At 64.5% G+C, this 15,326-nt stretch carries 25 protein-coding genes; 21 read left to right on the top strand and 4 right to left on the bottom strand.

Going from position 1 to position 15,326, the window contains the following annotated elements:
* Window positions 1-397: 397 nt before the first annotated feature.
* Window positions 398-1,519, bottom strand: coding sequence for an HDOD domain-containing protein (locus M1L61_RS19065; RefSeq protein ID WP_010483988.1), 1,122 nt, complete (start codon window positions 1,517-1,519; stop codon window positions 398-400).
* A gap of 152 nt (window positions 1,520-1,671) precedes the next feature.
* The gene (ppa, locus tag M1L61_RS19060; RefSeq protein ID WP_005410935.1) at window positions 1,672-2,208 is read right to left on the bottom strand and encodes an inorganic diphosphatase; all 537 of its coding nucleotides are present in this window, start codon (window positions 2,206-2,208) and stop codon (window positions 1,672-1,674) included.
* A 183-nt stretch (window positions 2,209-2,391) separates the two neighbouring features.
* Here ppa and M1L61_RS19055 point away from each other — a divergent pair, with 183 nt between their 5' ends.
* A complete protein-coding gene (locus M1L61_RS19055) occupies window positions 2,392-2,850 on the top strand; it encodes a hypothetical protein (RefSeq protein WP_248853940.1) in 459 nt (152 codons plus the stop codon).
* A 196-nt stretch (window positions 2,851-3,046) separates the two neighbouring features.
* Here M1L61_RS19055 and M1L61_RS19050 read toward each other — a convergent pair whose 3' ends face one another.
* On the bottom strand, window positions 3,047-3,271 hold the full coding sequence (locus M1L61_RS19050) for a hypothetical protein (RefSeq protein ID WP_248853939.1): 225 nt from the start codon (window positions 3,269-3,271) through the stop codon (window positions 3,047-3,049).
* Between the two features lie 73 nt (window positions 3,272-3,344).
* Entirely contained in the window at window positions 3,345-3,881 is a 537-nt protein-coding gene (locus M1L61_RS19045) for a helix-turn-helix transcriptional regulator (RefSeq protein WP_248853938.1), read from the bottom strand.
* Between the two features lie 172 nt (window positions 3,882-4,053).
* Here M1L61_RS19045 and M1L61_RS19040 point away from each other — a divergent pair, with 172 nt between their 5' ends.
* From M1L61_RS19040 to M1L61_RS18945, 20 genes are all read left to right on the top strand, one after another.
* A complete protein-coding gene (locus tag M1L61_RS19040) occupies window positions 4,054-4,404 on the top strand; it encodes a helix-turn-helix domain-containing protein (RefSeq protein WP_154263167.1) in 351 nt (116 codons plus the stop codon).
* 65 nt (window positions 4,405-4,469) lie between these two features.
* On the top strand, window positions 4,470-4,913 hold the full coding sequence (locus tag M1L61_RS19035; RefSeq protein WP_049436648.1) for a hypothetical protein: 444 nt from the start codon (window positions 4,470-4,472) through the stop codon (window positions 4,911-4,913).
* 14 nt (window positions 4,914-4,927) lie between these two features.
* Window positions 4,928-6,904 carry a transposase domain-containing protein gene (locus tag M1L61_RS19030; RefSeq protein WP_248853937.1) on the top strand — a complete coding sequence of 659 codons (1,977 nt, stop codon included), beginning with the start codon at window positions 4,928-4,930 and terminating at the stop codon, window positions 6,902-6,904.
* Window positions 6,904-8,130 carry an AAA family ATPase gene (locus tag M1L61_RS19025; RefSeq protein WP_100049994.1) on the top strand — a complete coding sequence of 409 codons (1,227 nt, stop codon included), beginning with the start codon at window positions 6,904-6,906 and terminating at the stop codon, window positions 8,128-8,130. The genes M1L61_RS19030 and M1L61_RS19025 overlap by 1 nt, the downstream gene beginning before the upstream one ends.
* 41 nt (window positions 8,131-8,171) lie before the next feature.
* The gene (locus M1L61_RS19020) at window positions 8,172-8,360 is read left to right on the top strand and encodes a hypothetical protein (protein ID WP_154263163.1); all 189 of its coding nucleotides are present in this window, start codon (window positions 8,172-8,174) and stop codon (window positions 8,358-8,360) included.
* A complete protein-coding gene (locus M1L61_RS19015; protein ID WP_049436652.1) occupies window positions 8,357-8,647 on the top strand; it encodes a hypothetical protein in 291 nt (96 codons plus the stop codon). Before M1L61_RS19020 ends, M1L61_RS19015 begins: the two co-directional genes overlap by 4 nt.
* 10 nt (window positions 8,648-8,657) lie before the next feature.
* On the top strand, window positions 8,658-9,110 hold the full coding sequence (locus tag M1L61_RS19010; RefSeq protein ID WP_248853936.1) for a hypothetical protein: 453 nt from the start codon (window positions 8,658-8,660) through the stop codon (window positions 9,108-9,110).
* 20 nt (window positions 9,111-9,130) lie between these two features.
* Window positions 9,131-9,751: a DUF3164 family protein gene (locus M1L61_RS19005; RefSeq protein ID WP_248853935.1), complete on the top strand. Its 621-nt coding sequence runs from the start codon at window positions 9,131-9,133 to the stop codon at window positions 9,749-9,751.
* The gene (locus M1L61_RS19000; protein WP_248853934.1) at window positions 9,748-10,041 is read left to right on the top strand and encodes a hypothetical protein; all 294 of its coding nucleotides are present in this window, start codon (window positions 9,748-9,750) and stop codon (window positions 10,039-10,041) included. Before M1L61_RS19005 ends, M1L61_RS19000 begins: the two co-directional genes overlap by 4 nt.
* The gene (locus M1L61_RS18995) at window positions 10,028-10,477 is read left to right on the top strand and encodes a hypothetical protein (protein WP_248853933.1); all 450 of its coding nucleotides are present in this window, start codon (window positions 10,028-10,030) and stop codon (window positions 10,475-10,477) included. The genes M1L61_RS19000 and M1L61_RS18995 overlap by 14 nt, the downstream gene beginning before the upstream one ends.
* Window positions 10,474-10,890, top strand: a complete 417-nt coding sequence (locus tag M1L61_RS18990; RefSeq protein ID WP_248853932.1) for a regulatory protein GemA — start codon at window positions 10,474-10,476, stop codon at window positions 10,888-10,890. Before M1L61_RS18995 ends, M1L61_RS18990 begins: the two co-directional genes overlap by 4 nt.
* A complete protein-coding gene (locus M1L61_RS18985) occupies window positions 10,887-11,150 on the top strand; it encodes a hypothetical protein (protein ID WP_248853931.1) in 264 nt (87 codons plus the stop codon). The genes M1L61_RS18990 and M1L61_RS18985 overlap by 4 nt, the downstream gene beginning before the upstream one ends.
* Window positions 11,150-11,740, top strand: coding sequence for a hypothetical protein (locus M1L61_RS18980; protein ID WP_248853930.1), 591 nt, complete (start codon window positions 11,150-11,152; stop codon window positions 11,738-11,740). The genes M1L61_RS18985 and M1L61_RS18980 overlap by 1 nt, the downstream gene beginning before the upstream one ends.
* Window positions 11,740-12,156, top strand: a complete 417-nt coding sequence (locus M1L61_RS18975; protein ID WP_248853929.1) for a Mor transcription activator family protein — start codon at window positions 11,740-11,742, stop codon at window positions 12,154-12,156. The genes M1L61_RS18980 and M1L61_RS18975 overlap by 1 nt, the downstream gene beginning before the upstream one ends.
* Before the next feature lie 9 nt (window positions 12,157-12,165).
* Complete coding sequence (locus M1L61_RS18970; protein ID WP_248853928.1) at window positions 12,166-12,513, top strand: hypothetical protein; 348 nt, start codon at window positions 12,166-12,168, stop codon at window positions 12,511-12,513.
* 160 nt (window positions 12,514-12,673) lie between these two features.
* The gene (locus M1L61_RS18965) at window positions 12,674-12,994 is read left to right on the top strand and encodes a hypothetical protein (RefSeq protein WP_049436660.1); all 321 of its coding nucleotides are present in this window, start codon (window positions 12,674-12,676) and stop codon (window positions 12,992-12,994) included.
* Window positions 12,991-13,680: a transglycosylase SLT domain-containing protein gene (locus M1L61_RS18960; RefSeq protein WP_248853927.1), complete on the top strand. Its 690-nt coding sequence runs from the start codon at window positions 12,991-12,993 to the stop codon at window positions 13,678-13,680. Before M1L61_RS18965 ends, M1L61_RS18960 begins: the two co-directional genes overlap by 4 nt.
* Window positions 13,671-14,336 carry a hypothetical protein gene (locus M1L61_RS18955; protein ID WP_248853926.1) on the top strand — a complete coding sequence of 222 codons (666 nt, stop codon included), beginning with the start codon at window positions 13,671-13,673 and terminating at the stop codon, window positions 14,334-14,336. Before M1L61_RS18960 ends, M1L61_RS18955 begins: the two co-directional genes overlap by 10 nt.
* Window positions 14,337-14,737: 401 nt before the next feature.
* Window positions 14,738-15,016, top strand: coding sequence for a hypothetical protein (locus M1L61_RS18950; RefSeq protein ID WP_049436662.1), 279 nt, complete (start codon window positions 14,738-14,740; stop codon window positions 15,014-15,016).
* Entirely contained in the window at window positions 15,016-15,321 is a 306-nt protein-coding gene (locus M1L61_RS18945; RefSeq protein WP_049436663.1) for a hypothetical protein, read from the top strand. The genes M1L61_RS18950 and M1L61_RS18945 overlap by 1 nt, the downstream gene beginning before the upstream one ends.
* Window positions 15,322-15,326 lie beyond the last annotated feature (5 nt).

Genomic DNA, 15,326 nt, shown 5'->3' with positions numbered 1-15,326 from the left:
GCAAGGTCCGCCCTCTTTCTTTGTAGGGGAATTCCGAAATATCTTGGAAGGTGAGGGAGGTCACGTTCCTGTCGTGTCGCAATCAACGCAGTTGCTGGGTCCACTTGCGGACCCTTGCACATGGAGAGAGCGATGAAGAGCACGCTGTTGCACAAACTGTCTGCTGCTGCACTGATCTATGCAACATTGGTGGGTGCGGTGTTTGCCTAGACCGGTGGCGTCTGTGGGGGCGGGCTGTACTGCGAGGAGCTGCGTCAGGAATGCCTGGCTGCAGGCAAGTCGAAGGTCCTGTGCGATCTGCAGTATCGCCACTGCGTGCAGGATGCCTGCGGCGCGCGCTGATGCAAAAAAGGCGCGCCTTTGGGCGCGCCTTCGAGGTTCTTCCTGCGTTGACAGCTCAGATCTCGCTGGGTACCAGTCCCATCAGGCTGTTGGCATGCTCCCGCCACTGCGGCAGCCTGTTGAGAACACCTGCGCGCTGCAGGTAGTCCTCGTCCACCGGATCACCATTGACCAGTGCCAGTGCCACGTGCACTGCGCCGGTCACCCAGAAGCTGCGTGTATTGGCACGCTGCGGCTGCAGATGGAACGCCACCGCCTCGATGATCGGCATCGGCAGGCCCCACAGGCCGAGCAGATAGGCACCGGCTTCGGCGTGGCCCGGGCGGGTGTCACCGGCCAGCGACGGTTCGCTGCGCTCGTTGCGCACGCCGGGCAGCAGCAGGCCGATGTCGGCCAGCAGCGCGGCGGTCGCGCCCAGTTCGGCGCTGGATTCGGGCAGCAGGCGTGCCGCCAGCCGCGAGGCGAGCAGGGCGCGCTGCTGTAGTGAATTGCGCTCGGCCGTGGACAGTGTCGGTGCCGAGAACACCTCGCTGGCCAGTACCAGATCGCGCAGCGTCGACAGGCCGAGGCGGGTCACGGCGGTGCGCAGGTCGGCGATGGTGCGGCCCTGGCTGAAGAACGCCGAGTTCGACAGCTGCAGCACCTTGGCCGCGATCGCCGGATCAGCGGCCACCAGCTTGGCGACGTCGGCGCTGTCGGCGTCGTCGTCATGTTCCAGTGCCTGGGTCAGGCTCAGGTACAGGTGCGGCGGCGAGGGCAGCTTCTCGATACGGCCGATGGCGTCGCGCAGGCGAGGGCTGTCCAGCACTTCACGCAGCTCTTCCAGGCTGGTCAGCGCTTCCAGCAACACTTCCGGTGCCAGCGGCAACGGCAGGAAGCGGTGGGCCACGCCGATCAGGCGTGCCGGCGGCGGCCGGTTGCCGTGCTGGGCGTCCACCAGCGCGATGCGGATGGTTTCCGGGCGCAAGGTCCGGATCTGGCCCAGCAGCGTGGTGGCATTGAGATCCGGCAGTTGCGGGCAGACGATCACCGCATCCACGCCCTGCGTGGCCACCGCGGTCATCGCGGTCTGGCCATCGGTGGCGGTCAGCGGCTGCCAGTCTTCCCCAAGATCGGCAATGAATTCGGTCAGCTCAGCCGGCAGGCTGGCTGCATCCCCAACAAGCAGAATACGCACGACACATTCCCCTGGCTGTCTCGACGATGGATGTCGACGACGTGTGAAGTGACGCAATTTACCTAATACGGCGGCAAGAGTGATGTGCCGTCGTCATGAAACGTGACCCGCATCGCTCCGGCGGGGTGCCGCCGGAGCGATCCGGTTCAGGCTCAGGCCTTGCTGTCGAGATGGCGCTGGTGCGCCTCGATCAGGATCTGCTTGGCCTCAGCGGCGCCGCCCCAACCGTCGAGCTTGACCCACTTGCCCTTTTCCAGGTCCTTGTAGTGCTCGAAGAAGTGGCCGATGCGCTCCAGCCAGTGGCTGGACACCTGGGCGATGTCTTCGACGTGGGCGTAGCCACTGAAGATCTTCGACACCGGCACGGCCAGGATCTTCTCGTCGCTACCCGCCTCATCGCTCATCTTCAGCACGCCGACCGGACGGCAGCGCACGACCGAGCCCGGCACCAGCGGCAGCGGCAGCACCACCAGCACGTCGGCCGGATCGCCGTCGCCGCACAGGGTGCTCGGCACATAGCCGTAGTTGCAGGGGTAGCGCATCGGGGTGGACAGGATGCGGTCGACGAAGATCGCGCCGGTTTCCTTGTCCACTTCGTACTTCACCGGCTCCGAGTCCTTCGGGATCTCGATGATGACGTTGATTTCTTCCGGCGGGTTCTTGCCGGGCGAGACGAGTTCCAGACCCATGGTGTGCTCCAGGTGGGGGATATAGACGGATAGCCCCCCATTTTATGCCTTTGCCGGGCGCTGTGCAGGGGAGGGGGCCGACGGCAGGGCGTGGAAGGCGCCGACCCGGCGGGCCGGGGTTGACCGATGGGGCCGGGCGGCGTGGGCGTGCAGGCTGGATGCACCTACCCGAGGAGTTCCCGCATGAAACCATCCGCCCTGTCACTCGGCCTGTTCTGCGCGCTGCTGATCGCGCCCGCCGCCCAGGCCTTTCCCTACGTGGACCTGATCGACTACCCGCACCAGGAAGCCAACTGGGACCGCTTCTTTGCCCTGGAAGGCCGGTTGCAGCATGGCTTCGACAGGATCTGCGGCGACACCTTCTGCGAGGGCGAGTACAGCGACATCCAGGCGCTGCGCCTGCGGTGTTCAGTGGATGCGGTGCACGGCACGGTGCGTGAGTGCCTCTGGGCATTTGCCGCCAGTGACCTGGCCGTGTCGCGGAACGACGGTGCGATCGTGGCCCGGCAACCGACCTGGCTATGCCGGCTGCCGCTGGTGCCTGGCACCCCGGTTGAGGACTTCCATGCGGCGCTGGCGGCCCGTAATCCGCTGCATGATCCGTTGCCCGGCACGTCGGATGTTGGGGGACTTAGAGATTGAGAACGGGGAAAAAACGGGATGAAACGGGATGAAATGGGACGAAAGCCCCGTGCTGCAAGCGTTTCACCTGTCGAGTGACATCTATTGATAGATAGAGCTCGGTTTGCGAAACCAGCCCCATCTGACCCGATTGGACACCAGAAATGCAAAACGGCCGCCATCACTGGCGGCCGTTTGATTTGTGTTTAAAGGGGCTTCAACGGGCTGGCGGTCCATCGGGTGGATCGCAGATGTTCTGCAGGCAATCCTCCAGGCCCTTGAGCCTGACCAGCACCTGGTCAAGCTGCTCCTGGCTCAGGTACTTGAGGGAAGGAACGCCGAGGCGAAACAGATCCCGATCAATTTCCCGCTGCCAGCCATAGCGGGCGGCGAGATCCTGGATCTCATAGCGCGCGCGAGCGCGACGCAGATGCACTGGCATTGCCGGCACGGGGTCCGAAAGCCTTGTCTCCCAATGATTCCGTGGGATCGCGTCCCGCAGAATCGCCCTCAATCTACCTACCAGTTGCCGCTGCTCCTGCATCCTTTGCCCCTGTAACGATCATCCCGACTGTCTGCCGGGCAAACGGCCTTACGTCCGCTTCCGGCAGTCCCTTTTCCAGCAGCTGAGCCAGCAGAACAAGCGCCTCGCCATACTGGGCCGGGGCCAGCACAGCATCCGCGTCATCAAGCGCCTCCTGGAGCAGTTGCGCGGCGATCTTCACAGACGCGTGGCGCACCACCTGAGACTGAGGCAAGTCATTGTTTTGTCGCTGGATAGGGCCGGAATCCAGGCGCTCCGGGCCGTCGCCGGTTAGCAGCCAGTTCGCATTCCATCCCAGCCTGACGAGCGCCGCCAGGCCATCAGAGCCAATTTCTCGTATTCCGCGCTCCCAGCGTCCATACGTGGTCTTCGAGACCTGAAGTAGAGCGGCCATCTCCCCTTGGTGGGACCTGCCCCGAATGGACGCCAGACGCGCACCAATAAGCGTCCATTCGGGATTCGCACTTTCCGCGTCTGAAGTGCGAACTGCTCTGGCGGTGTTGGTCATGTCTTTCGCACTTCCTGTATGTATCTGATTAATAAGCGGAAAAGACCGCAAATGTCTATTTGGGCGCCACTTCGCAGCCGAACGGAAAGCGCGAAGGCCACTCGGACGTTGACAAGCGTCCAAACGGGCGTACTATCTGCTCCGTAGTCATCGCTCAAATGACAGGTACGAAATGTCAGCAACGAATACCCCGAGAAAAGCCAGTCCCGCTAAGGACTGGCATGCCGCCGACATCGTAGCGGCGCTGCATCGCAAGGAAATCTCTCTGCGGCAGATCGCGCTACTGAATGGCTACACCAACGGGGCGAGCCTGAATCCCGCTCTCCGTCGGCCGTACCCCCAAGCCGAGGCTCTGATTGCAGAGGCACTCGGAATGGAACCCCAGGCCATCTGGCCCAGCCGGTACGGCGCCGACGGTAAGCCGAACCGTGGCCCAGGAGGCCGCAAACCGCTGCTGCCCCCCGATGCAAAGCCTAGCAGCCTGCGGACAGGCCGCAATCCACAAATTGGCGCCCCGCAATGAACAGCGCCTCTATCTACCGCTTCCCCCCGGCGCACAGGCGCCCCCACCGAGCAGGAGACGCAAGGATGAATCGTCAGCCCAGCCAGCCCTATGACTTCTTCTTGACCCCACGCCCCTCGGCGCCGGTCAACGGCACCATGGACTACCGCAAGTCCGTCAGCATGCTGGTCGGCCAGATGCTGGAGGCCGCGCACGCTGCAGGCCTGGATCGGCACGAAGTAGCCGCACGCGCCAGCCGCCTGACTGGCCAGAACGTATCCAAGGCGATGCTCGACGGCTACACCGCGCCCAGCCGCGAGACGTTCAACATTCCGCTGTGGGTTGCCCCCGTGCTGGAAGTGATCTGCGGCGGGACGCTGCTCGCTGAGTGGCAGGCCCAGGTCATCGGTGGCCAGCTGCTGCTGGGCGCCGAAACCTTGGACGTTGAAATCGGCCGCGCCCACCGTGAGCGTGTCGTCGCAAGCCAGCGCCTGCGCCAGCTGCACCGCCTGAGCGTGAGGGCATCCTAATGGCGGACGGCAACATGTCCCCCCGTTCGATGCTGGACCTGGCCACCTTGGCCAGCAGCCTGGGCAAGACCAAGCGAGCCGTCGAGATCCGCGCAAAGCGTGAAGGCTGGGCGTTTGAGGAAAAGGCCACTCGCGGTGGTCGTCGCCGACTGTATGCCGTTGATGCGCTACCGCCAGATGTACAGGCCGCAGCTGTCATCGCGGGCCAGGTCAGCGAGACGCCGCAGCGGGTCGTGGCGGTTCGCCAGGCCAACGTCGATTCCATCGCGTCCGCATGGAAGCGCTACGAGGCCGTCCCGCAGCATTTGAAGGACGAAGCCGCACGCCGCCTGCGCGCCCTGCAGGCCGTTGAGGCGCTGCAGGCTGCGGGCCATCCTTTGATGGCAGCGCGTCAGATCGTCGCCAGCCAGATGCAGCGCGACCAGGTCGGTGGCGTGAGCGTGGCCAGCCTGGGCCGCTGGGCCGCGCTGGTGGCCAAAGCCGAGAAGCAGCACCGCCTGGCGCTGTTGGTGCCGGCATACGCCGCGACCAAGGCCAAGGCCGAGATTCACGCCGAGGCCTGGGATCTGTTCAAGGCCGACTATCTGCGGGTCGAGGCTCCGAGTGCGCAAAGCTGCTATGACCGGCTGCAGCGCATCGCCGCCACCAAGGATTGGCCCGCACTTCCGTGCGCCAAGACGTTCATCCGCCGTGTTGAGGCAGAACTGCCGCGCGCCGTCCTGGTGATGGCCCGCGAAGGCCAGGAGCGATTCAATCAGACGTTCCCGGCCCAGGAGCGCGACCGCAGCGTGTTCCACGCACTGGAGGCAGTGAACAGCGACGGCCACAAGTTCGACGTGTTCGCACGTTGGCCGGACGGCACGGTTGCGCGCCCCATCATGGTGGGCGTCCAGGATCTCTACAGCGGCAAACTGCTGGGCTACCGCATCGCCGAAACCGAGTCGTCGGACCTTGCGCGCTTCGCGTTCCGTGACGTGATCGAGCGCTATGGAATTCCCGGCAAGGTCTGGCTGGATAACGGTCGCGGCTTCGCATCCAAGATGCTGACCGGCGGCACCGCAAATCGCTTCCGATTCAAGGTGAAAGAAGACGATCCGACCGGCCTCCTGACGGCAATGGGCTGCGAAATCCACTGGGCGACGCCGTATCACGGCCAGGCCAAGCCCATCGAGCGCGCCTGGCGTGACCTGTGCGACCGCGTTGCCAAGCACCCGGCATTCGCTGGCGCCTACACGGGTAACAAGCCCGACGCAAAGCCCGAGAACTACGGCAGCAAGGCCATTCCGCTGGATGAGTTCGTGCGCGTCCTGAATGAGGAAATCGCGGCCCACAACGCTCGCGAGGGCCGGCGCACTCGCACCGCTGCAGGCCGGAGCTTTGATTCCGCGTTTGAGTCCAGCTATGCGCAGTCCACGATCCGCAAGGCATCGCCTGAGCAGCTGCGGGAAATGCTCCTGTCCACGGACGTGGTCACCTGTGACCGCCGTGATAGCAGCGTTCGCCTGTCCGGCAATCGGTACTGGAGCGACGCCATCGCCCCGTTTGCAGGTCAGAAGGTGATGCTTCGCTTTGATCCCGAGCATCTGCACCAGGCTGTGCATGCGTACACCTTGGCCAACATCTACATCGGCCAGCTGGACTGCATCGCCGCCGTTGGCTTCGCCGATACAGGCGCCGCCCGCGAACACGCCAGGGCAAAGAAGCAATACCGCCAGGCAACACGTAAGCAGCTGGACGCGGAGCGCCGGATGGAAGCGGCCAGCGTGGCCAACCAGCTGCCGTCGCCGATGCCCGAATCGCTGCCGCCTGCAGGCGTGATCGCGCCGCTGTTCGGTCGTCGGCAGCCGCCGCGCGTACAGGAAGCCGAGCCCGCCGAACGGCTGCGCACCGGCACCGACGACAACGAAAGCGCGTTCGTGTCGCTGATGGATCGCATGCAGGCCCAGCAGCGCCGGAACAGCCTGTGGACCACGCCTGACGGGGAGGCCTGATGCAAAGCAACCCCGCCACCGGCTACCAGCGTCGGCAGGCCTACCTCCAGCGCATTCGCAATGAAGGTTCGCACCCACTTCGTCACCAGGCACAAGCCCGTTTCAGATCCGGCGTAGACACCCGGACCAACCCGAAAGCGACAGCAGCAGGCGGTGGCATCGCCCGCCGCAGATCGAAGCTCGCCGCCCTCAAACGTCCGCCCCTTCCACCCGTTGCCCCGCTGCACCCGCACCAATCCAAGGAACCCAACACGATGAATCTGGCCGTCACCCCGATCACCCCCGAAGAACTGTCACCGGAGCAGCTCGCCGATCTGCGCGACCGTCTGCGTATCACCCTGGAAGAGGACAAGAACCTGAGCCAAGCCCGCTTGGCAAAGGAATCGGACATCAGCAGCGCCACGCTTTCGCAGTTCTTGGGCGGCACCTATGCGGGCAACCAGCAAAACGTGGCTCGCAAGCTGGCCGGTTGGCTCAATGTCCGCGATGAGCGCATCAGCAACGGCAAGCTGCCTGAAGGACCCGAATTCGTCACCACGCCGACCAGCGAGAAGCTACGCGCCGTCCTGCAGTACGCCCACATGGCTGGCGACATTGCAGTGATCGCTGGCGGCGCAGGCCTGGGCAAGACCGTCACGAATAAGCGCTATGCAGCCGTGAGCCCGAACGTCTGGCACGTCGAATTGACCCCGGCCACGGGCGGCGTCCTGACCTGCCTGCAGGAGATTGCCGCAGTCATGGGCCTGCGCGACCTGGTCAACTCCGCCGCCTACATCCAGCGGGCCATCTTCCAGAAGGTGCGCAACACCAGCGGCCTGCTGATCCTGGATGAGGCACAGCACCTGACCGTACAGGCGCTGGATATGGTCCGCGCCATCAACGATCAGACCAGCATCGGCCTTGTGCTGTGTGGCAATGATCGTGTCATCACGCAGATGACGGGCGGCAATCGCGCTCCGTTCCTTGATCGCCTGTATAGCCGGGTCGGCAAGCGACTGGTCATCCACAAGGTGGTCAAGGGTGACGCCGACGCGATCATTGACGCCTGGAACATCGCCGATGCCGGTTGCCGCGATCAAATCCGCCAGATCGCCGACCTTCCGGGCGCACTCCGCGTCCTGAACAAGGTGCTGCGCCTTGCCTCGATCTACTCGCAGGCCAAGAACGAGCGGATCTGCTGCGAGTCCATCCGCTACGCGGCCAAAGAACTGGGCGTGCTGGTGTGACCACGTCCATTTCCCATCTCACGGCCGACCTGGTGTCGGCTGTGGGCGGCATCGCCAGGCTGGCATCACCGGATGCACTGCCGGCGCGCTGCCTGATCGTCCAGCGCTGCTATGCGCTTGCCACCCCATTCGATTCGCTGACCATCGGCCAGTTGCTGCAGTGGAGCAATGAAGCCATCGCAAGCGCCGCTCAAACGGCACCAATCGACAACCAGGAGCGTCTCCCGTGACCACCACCGACAAGAACCGCACCGCCATCCAGCACCAGCTGACCGCCGCGCTGGAGGCCATCAATGCCCTGGCAGACAAGGGCCTCACGGCTCGTTCCGTCTCGATCACTGGCGCTCGGCCCGTGATCGTGATCGACCGCCCGCGCGGCGATTCGCTGGTGGGCGCCCAGCACATCCGCGAGCGCAAGGGCCAGCTGGTGACCCGCACGAAGATGGCGACCCCATTCCACGGCTGCCAGGTGGAGTGGGACGTGTGCCAATCCACCCCCACCAGTGGGCTGCATTGAGCAAGACACCATGACGAAGCATGTTCCGTTTCCCAAGTCGCTGCAGCAGCTGCTGCAGCGAATCCTGGAGGCAATCGACCAGGCAGGCGGCTGCATGACGCGCGTCCAGCTGGCCACCACCCTGCACGATGCGCGACCGCTGGACATCGACGACACCCTGGAGGAGCTGATCGACCGCAACCAGGTCGAACGCCAGGGCAGCGACCCGCAGATGCTCTGGCTGGTCCGAGGCTCCACCGGCACCCGATTCGCAGCCGTGCCGGAGCCCACGCCCGCCGATTGCGAGCGCCCGCCGCACACAGCACAAGCGCTCGCCGTGGAGCGACGCTTGGAATCCATTGCCCAGGATGTCCTGGACACCGCAGTGGATGCCCGTGTTGCCGGATTGCCAGCGGCCCTGGTGCGGCTGCTGATGCAGTGCGATGGCGCCCTCGCCGAAGCCCGTAACCACCTCACTCCCTGATGAACAAGGAAACCCCAACCATGCATGCAAACGCGATTCCCGAAGGCTACCGACAGGACGCCAAGGGGCACCTGGTCCCGGAGCAACACATCAAGGAAATCGACAAGCTGCGCGATGAACTGGTGCAGGAGCTCGCTGAGCGCGCTCAGGATCTGCACAAGCGCATGGCCGACTTCAAGCGCCATGCCTTCAACAGCATTGCCGCGTTCGTGTCCCTCAGCGCAGAGCAGTACCGCGTCCACATCGGCGGCAAGAAGGGCAACGTCACGCTGGTGGCCTACGATGGCCGATACAAGGTGATCCGTCAGTTCCAGGAGACGATCAAGTTTGACGAACGTCTGCTGGCTGCCAAGGCACTCATCGACCAGTGTCTGGCAGAGTGGACCGAAGGCGCACGCACCGAGATCCGCACCATCATCAACGATGCGTTCCGTGTCGATCAGCAGGGCAACATCCGCACCGGGCAGGTGCTGCAGCTGCGGCGTCTGGAGATTGACGATCCGCGTTGGCAGGAAGCCATGCGCGCCATTGGCGAAGCTGTCCAGGTCATGGGGAGCAAGTCCTACGTCCGCGTGTACCAGCGGGACAAGGATGGCGCCTATCAGCCCATCACCCTCGATCTGTCGGCGGTGGCACTGTGACCGCGCGCATTCCTGCTGACCTCGCCGAGATGGCACTCGCCGTGGCCGATGCGACCGTGCGCGCCGACATCGAGTTGTTTGCCCGCCAGCAGGACATCGAAGGGCTGACGTTCTATGACCTGACCTGTGCCGTTGATCCGCGCTCCCCGGAGGCCATGGGGTACATCCAGCGGGCGACTGCCTACATCGAGGCACGTGGCGACGTGTTCCCCTGGCGCCTGGTGCGCCACATCAGCGCCCCGAGCCTCGTTTGCTTCCGCGACAAGGAGTCAGCTCATGGCCAAGGCTGAGACCAAGCACCCACGCCGAGAGGAGTGGCAGCGATTCGATGAAGCCTTGGCAAGCCCCTGGGCAGGTGGCGTTGAGGTTCTTGCTGATGGGCATCGCCTCCAGATCGCCGTCAGGCAGATCAAGCCGCTCAAGTTTGCAGTGTTGGTCTACGTTGATGGCCAGATCAAGCAAGAGTTCTGCAATGCAGGCAATGCCATAGGACTCAAGTTCTACCGGCCTAGAACCGTGTGCGGCTACACGCGAGCGGACCAGGCAAGAATGCAGAAGGATTGGGGTAAGCGCTGGACCAAAGCTCAGGTGAAGAAGGCGACAGTCGTGGTCAACGACCCGCGCTGGGGCTCGCCATCCGCACTGCGCCGACACCTGGTGAAAACCTGCACTGAAATTCACCTGGTACGCATTGGGTGGCCTGAGAAGGCCGAGGCGGCGGAATGAATACCAAGGCAGACCCCGCGCGCCGCGTGCAGATCGCCAAGATCAAAGTTGCGCAGAAGCAGCTCGGCATGGATGAGGCAGGCTATCGCGCGCTCTTGCAGCGCGTGACAGGTAAGCAGTCCTCCACGCAGATGTCGCCAAGCGAGCGCGACGCAGTCCTGGCGGAGCTGACCCGGCTTGGCTGGAAGGCCAAGCCGGGCAAGCCGCACCCTGACCGCCCGAAGAACACTGACCAGGTGCCGATGCTGCGAAAGGTGGAGGCGCTACTGGCCAGCGCCAAACGTCCCTGGAGCTACGCGCACGCCATGTCAGTGCGCATGTTTCAGGTGGACCGCCTGGAGTTTCTCAAACATGACCAGCTGCACAGCCTGATTGCTGCGCTACAGATCGACTGCAACCGGAGGGAAGGATGAGCAATACCGTAAGCGACGCCGAGCGGGAACAGGAACGGCAGAAGGCCACCGGCGAGGCCCTGCGCGTGACCTTCGAGCGTATCAAGACGCTCCCACCGCCGCAGGTGATTCAGTATCTGACCAGCGTTGCGCTGGTCGGAATCGAACTGCTGCGCGCTGGTGGACGAGAAGATGAGTATGTGAGGGAGTTTCTGGAGGGAGCCCTGGGCAGCTTGGACGCGCCGCCCATCTTCACGTTGAAGGATCTGCGGACGCACTGATGAGAGCCACCTGTCCCGATTGTGGTTGCCAGGGCCACATCAATGCGTTTCTCCTGGAGGAGGAAGGCAAGCGCCTGGCAGTAACCGTGGCGGCAATGCCGCCCGAGCTTGGCCGAGCGGTGCTGGCCTACCTGGGCCTGTTCAAACCGGCCAAACAGGGCCTGCGAATGGGGCGCGCGGTGAAGCTCGCCCAGGAAGTCGCCGACCTGGTCGCCTCTGGCACGGTCTGCAAGGACGAACGCGGCGGCATCCGCCGCCCGGCGCAGGTTCGTCACTGGGTGGCAGGCATCGATCAGATGCTGGTGGCTCGGCCGAACCTGACCCTCCCGCTGGAGTCGCACGGCTACCTGCGCGCGGTTGTGTTCGGCCTAGCCGACCAGGCCGATGCGGCCGCTGAGCGCGAACGAGAGGAACACGCCCGCGCAGGCCGGCACCTGGGCACCACAGCACGCGTCAATCCAGGTGCTGGCGAATCCAGGCTGGATCAGCGCTTGGCCTGGATCAGCCAGATGGTGGCGCTGGGCCAGATGTCCGACGACGATGCCGAGCGCGAGCGCGCAGAGGCGCGCGAGAAGTACGGAGAACACTGATGATCGAGCAACGCGATTGGGTCGGAACACCGGACGCCGATGCAGCCGCCGAGCTGATCGCGGCCGCACCGCTGGATCTGACCGAAAAGCAGTGGGAAGGCACCCTGGTCGCGTTGGTCGCGGTCATGGAAGCTGCGTTCCGTCGCGCCGGCCTGGATGAAGAACAGGCCACCAGGCTGGCCCTTGCCGGCATGCTGGCGCAAGCCGAGTATGCTGGCGGCCGTCAGATTTACATCCCGCAGGGGATGCGCCTGCGAAATGCGCTGCGGGACGCGGAAATCTACCGCAAGGCCAAGCGCGGTAACATTGCGCAGCTGGTGACCGAGTATGGCCTTAGTGAGGTTCGGGTCTACGAGATCATTCGTCAGCAACGCCAGCTGCACCTTGCCAGGGTGCAGCGCAATTTTGAGTTCTAGGGAGAGAGGATGAGTAGGCCGGTGCTGGGCAAAGTTGAATGGACCGTGGTGGCAGTGATCGCGGCGGTGGTGCTGGGGTGCCTCGTTTGGTCCGTATGGGGTTACTCAAGTTGGAAGATCGCATCTGCCAAGAGTGCGATCATGGAGAAGGCCGGCGTAACCGTCGCGGCATTCACTGATGTCCGCATAGGGGTGGACAAGCGCACGGTCTGTGGGCGGGTGTCGTTCGGGCCAGAAGGCTATCGCCGTTTCATGGTCGATCCGGTCGCTGCGGTCATTGATCCGGGCCAGGACGATGGGAGTGTGGATGCCATACTCTGGCGCGACTACCCACGGGCGTGTGCGCGACACGATTAGACCTGCCAGTATCCCTACAAAGGCCCCGCATATGCGGGGCTTTTTCATTGAAGCACTTTAGTCCCCGTCCACTTTCGCGCGCGCGGAAGCTGTGTGTACCGGGGGACGGTCAACGTGCGCAGCACGGACGCACCCCGCTTACCCATACAGCGGAGTGCACATGGAACCCAACAATCGCCGTACCCGAGCCATCGCTTACCTTGGCTCGCTGTTCGACCGTATCGGCTACATCTGGCTGTGGCTGGCACTGAGCCTTTTCCTGCTGGCCAGCGTGGCCATCCTCAATCCCATCCTGGTGGCGTCCTACGCCTGGGCGGCCGCCAAGCTGACGATGGCAGCGGTGATCGGCCACGGCGTTGACCTGACCCTGTTCCGTGGCGCTGATCCCAGGTATCTCGATGGCATCGAGAAATCCATGGCGCAGACCCGGCGCGTGACCCTGATCGCTGCGGCCATGATTGCGGCAGGGCTGATCGGATGACCCGGCACGGCCGCCCCGATCCCGGCCTGCGCCTGGCCATCGCGGTCTGTCTGGTGCTCGTGGCCATCGTAACGTGGGCCATCTGCGGCAAGGCAGAAGCTGCAACCGCCCGCGCCACCGTCAAGGTTGCCCCGGCATCCGCCTTGTATCGACATCGCGTGGAACAGGCAGCGTCCCGCGCATGGGGCGTCAACGCGAGCTCGGCGCGCCTGGCCGCACAGCTACACCAGGAGTCCGCATTCCGGGCAGATGCGCGCTCCCCTGTGGGTGCCCAGGGAATCGCTCAGTTCATGCCGTCCACGGCCCGCTGGATCGCCACGATCTATCCGACCGATCTGGCGGGATTCGATCCCTGGAACCCGCAGCAGGCCATCCTGGCTGCCGCGCTGTATGACCGCTGGCTGTTCGACCGCGTCGCCGAGTACAGCCAGGGGCGTATGAGCAGCTGCAGCCGGTGGGCCTTTACCTTCCGCGCGTACAACGGCGGTGAAAAGGCGCTCAATCGCGAGCGAGCGCTGGCGTACACCAAGGGAGCGGATGCAAACGACTGGCGGGCTGTCGAGCCGTACCGCGCCCGAGCAGAGTGGGCGCACAGAGAGAACACCGGCTATCCGAAACGCATCCTACTGACACTGGAGCCGGCGTATCTCGCAGCCGGTTGGACGGGGGTGGCCACATGCCCCTGATCGCAGACCTGACCCGCCCGTATCGCTTCCTCTCGTTGCTGTTGGTGCTGTGCCTGACCGTTGCCGCGTTGCTCGGCATCGGGTTTGCGACGGGGCATCGCTGGGCAGCCGGATCGGCGGCCATCGAGCAGCGCGAGGGCCTGGAGCTGCAGCTGCGCCAACTGCAGCAGTCGGCCAAGACGCTGCAGACCCAATCGGCCCAGGCAACCGCCAATTACTACCGCGCAACCCAGCGCCTCAACCACATTGCCGAGCTCCAGGAGCTGGACCGTGAGAACCAACGTCAATTCAACCTGCAGCAGCAAGAGGCGCTCGCTTCGCTCCTGCGTAATCGCCCTGATCTGCGCACTGGTCGCGCCGGGGCTGATGTCCTGCAGCACTGGAACCGCAGTAACGCAGGCGCCGCTGCCCCAGCCGCCCGCCCCGCCGATGCCGGCAGCGCTCAAGGCCGAGTGCCCGGAGCTGCCGGCAGCCAAGAACGATCTCTGGGAAACCCTGCTGGGGAATCACGACCAGGTCGCGGCGCTGTACCACGACTGCCGCAACCAGCAGCGAAGGCTGACGCAGGCAGTGGCGGACTGGGAGGCGACCGTCTGGGGCTGGTACTGCACAGCGGTCACCCAGCTGCAGCTGCCCGTGGAGGCCTGTGCCCGTGAAGGCAGAACCCACGATCAAGGTCGCTGACCTGACCCGCTTGCGGAACGAGTACGAGCAGATGGCTCGCGAAGCCGAAAGCGGCAGCAGGCAGCCAGGCAACGCAGGGCTCATCAACCGAGGGCGCGTGGCCACGCTTCGCGCCGTGGCGGTGGACCTGACTGAAATCATTCAAGGCAAGAGGCACCCGAGTGGCAGACGACGCTGACCAGGCCGACGTAGTAACCGAACGCGCCTGGGATCGATTCAGGCACAGCCGCCCGCAGTTCAACCCTCAACCAGTGCCCAAGCCAATGTGCGATGCCGAATGCGAGGAGTGCGGCGCCATCGTCCCAGTCGATCGCCTGCAGGCAGTGCCAGGCACCCGCCACTGCACCGCCTGCGCAGGCGCAGGGTTCCGCCCATGATCGCCGCCGCCGCATGGGATGCGTCCATCGTCATTGGGCTGTTGGTCCTGGTTGCTGGACTGGTCGCGCTCAACCTCCTGGTCGGCGTAGTGCTGTGGTGGCGCCACTCCGGTCTGGCTGATCGAGTCACGAAACTGGAGGTTCAGCACGCACACCACCTGACCCACAAGGAAACCGGCGAACTGTTTGACCGAATTGCCCGGTTGGAGGGCATGGCAGCCGCCACCAATCGCATGCTCGAAACCGTCCAAGAACACCTCATGGAGAAAGACTGATGTCCCACAAGACCTTTGCGGAGCGCCACCGCGAGGACCGCCGCCTGGTGTTGCTGCGGCTGCTCTCGGAACAGAACGGCTACCGCGCCAACAGTTCGGTCCTGCATGCCGGCCTCAACGTCCTGGCCGTTGCTGCCAGCCGCGATGACGTGCTGACCGACCTGACCTGGCTGAGCGAGCAATCGCTGGTGCGCGTTGATGAGCCCGTGCCGGGCGTGATGGTTGCTGAGCTGAGCGCTCGCGGTCACGACGTTTCGCGCGGCATGGCCAGTGTGCCCGGTGTCAGCCGCCCCAGCCCCCGGTAACGACG

The organism is Stenotrophomonas sp. NY11291 (assembly GCF_023277365.1).
GTDB lineage: Bacteria > Pseudomonadota > Gammaproteobacteria > Xanthomonadales > Xanthomonadaceae > Stenotrophomonas > Stenotrophomonas geniculata.
Note: the sequence above shows the minus strand (reverse complement) of the source record. Positions and strands in the feature narration are given on the sequence as shown.

Bases quoted from the DNA above. Each gene is read 5' to 3' on its own strand.
- M1L61_RS19055 (WP_248853940.1), top strand. From the start codon at position 2,392: ATGAAACCATCCGCCCTGTCACTCGGCCTGTTCTGCGCGCTGCTGATC.
- M1L61_RS18985 (WP_248853931.1), top strand. From the start codon at position 10,887: ATGAGCAATACCGTAAGCGACGCCGAGCGGGAACAGGAACGGCAGAAG.
- M1L61_RS19050 (WP_248853939.1), bottom strand. From the start codon at position 3,271: ATGCCAGTGCATCTGCGTCGCGCTCGCGCGCGCTATGAGATCCAGGAT.
- M1L61_RS19010 (WP_248853936.1), top strand. From the start codon at position 8,658: ATGACGAAGCATGTTCCGTTTCCCAAGTCGCTGCAGCAGCTGCTGCAG.
- M1L61_RS18995 (WP_248853933.1), top strand. From the start codon at position 10,028: ATGGCCAAGGCTGAGACCAAGCACCCACGCCGAGAGGAGTGGCAGCGA.
- M1L61_RS19025 (WP_100049994.1), top strand. From the start codon at position 6,904: ATGCAAAGCAACCCCGCCACCGGCTACCAGCGTCGGCAGGCCTACCTC.
- M1L61_RS19045 (WP_248853938.1), bottom strand. From the start codon at position 3,881: ATGACCAACACCGCCAGAGCAGTTCGCACTTCAGACGCGGAAAGTGCG.
- M1L61_RS18965 (WP_049436660.1), top strand. From the start codon at position 12,674: ATGGAACCCAACAATCGCCGTACCCGAGCCATCGCTTACCTTGGCTCG.
- M1L61_RS18980 (WP_248853930.1), top strand. From the start codon at position 11,150: ATGAGAGCCACCTGTCCCGATTGTGGTTGCCAGGGCCACATCAATGCG.
- M1L61_RS18970 (WP_248853928.1), top strand. From the start codon at position 12,166: ATGAGTAGGCCGGTGCTGGGCAAAGTTGAATGGACCGTGGTGGCAGTG.
- M1L61_RS19035 (WP_049436648.1), top strand. From the start codon at position 4,470: ATGAATCGTCAGCCCAGCCAGCCCTATGACTTCTTCTTGACCCCACGC.
- M1L61_RS18975 (WP_248853929.1), top strand. From the start codon at position 11,740: ATGATCGAGCAACGCGATTGGGTCGGAACACCGGACGCCGATGCAGCC.
- M1L61_RS18950 (WP_049436662.1), top strand. From the start codon at position 14,738: ATGATCGCCGCCGCCGCATGGGATGCGTCCATCGTCATTGGGCTGTTG.
- M1L61_RS18955 (WP_248853926.1), top strand. From the start codon at position 13,671: ATGCCCCTGATCGCAGACCTGACCCGCCCGTATCGCTTCCTCTCGTTG.
- M1L61_RS19030 (WP_248853937.1), top strand. From the start codon at position 4,928: ATGTCCCCCCGTTCGATGCTGGACCTGGCCACCTTGGCCAGCAGCCTG.
- ppa (WP_005410935.1), bottom strand. From the start codon at position 2,208: ATGGGTCTGGAACTCGTCTCGCCCGGCAAGAACCCGCCGGAAGAAATC.
- M1L61_RS18990 (WP_248853932.1), top strand. From the start codon at position 10,474: ATGAATACCAAGGCAGACCCCGCGCGCCGCGTGCAGATCGCCAAGATC.
- M1L61_RS19040 (WP_154263167.1), top strand. From the start codon at position 4,054: ATGTCAGCAACGAATACCCCGAGAAAAGCCAGTCCCGCTAAGGACTGG.
- M1L61_RS18960 (WP_248853927.1), top strand. From the start codon at position 12,991: ATGACCCGGCACGGCCGCCCCGATCCCGGCCTGCGCCTGGCCATCGCG.
- M1L61_RS18945 (WP_049436663.1), top strand. From the start codon at position 15,016: ATGTCCCACAAGACCTTTGCGGAGCGCCACCGCGAGGACCGCCGCCTG.
- M1L61_RS19005 (WP_248853935.1), top strand. From the start codon at position 9,131: ATGCATGCAAACGCGATTCCCGAAGGCTACCGACAGGACGCCAAGGGG.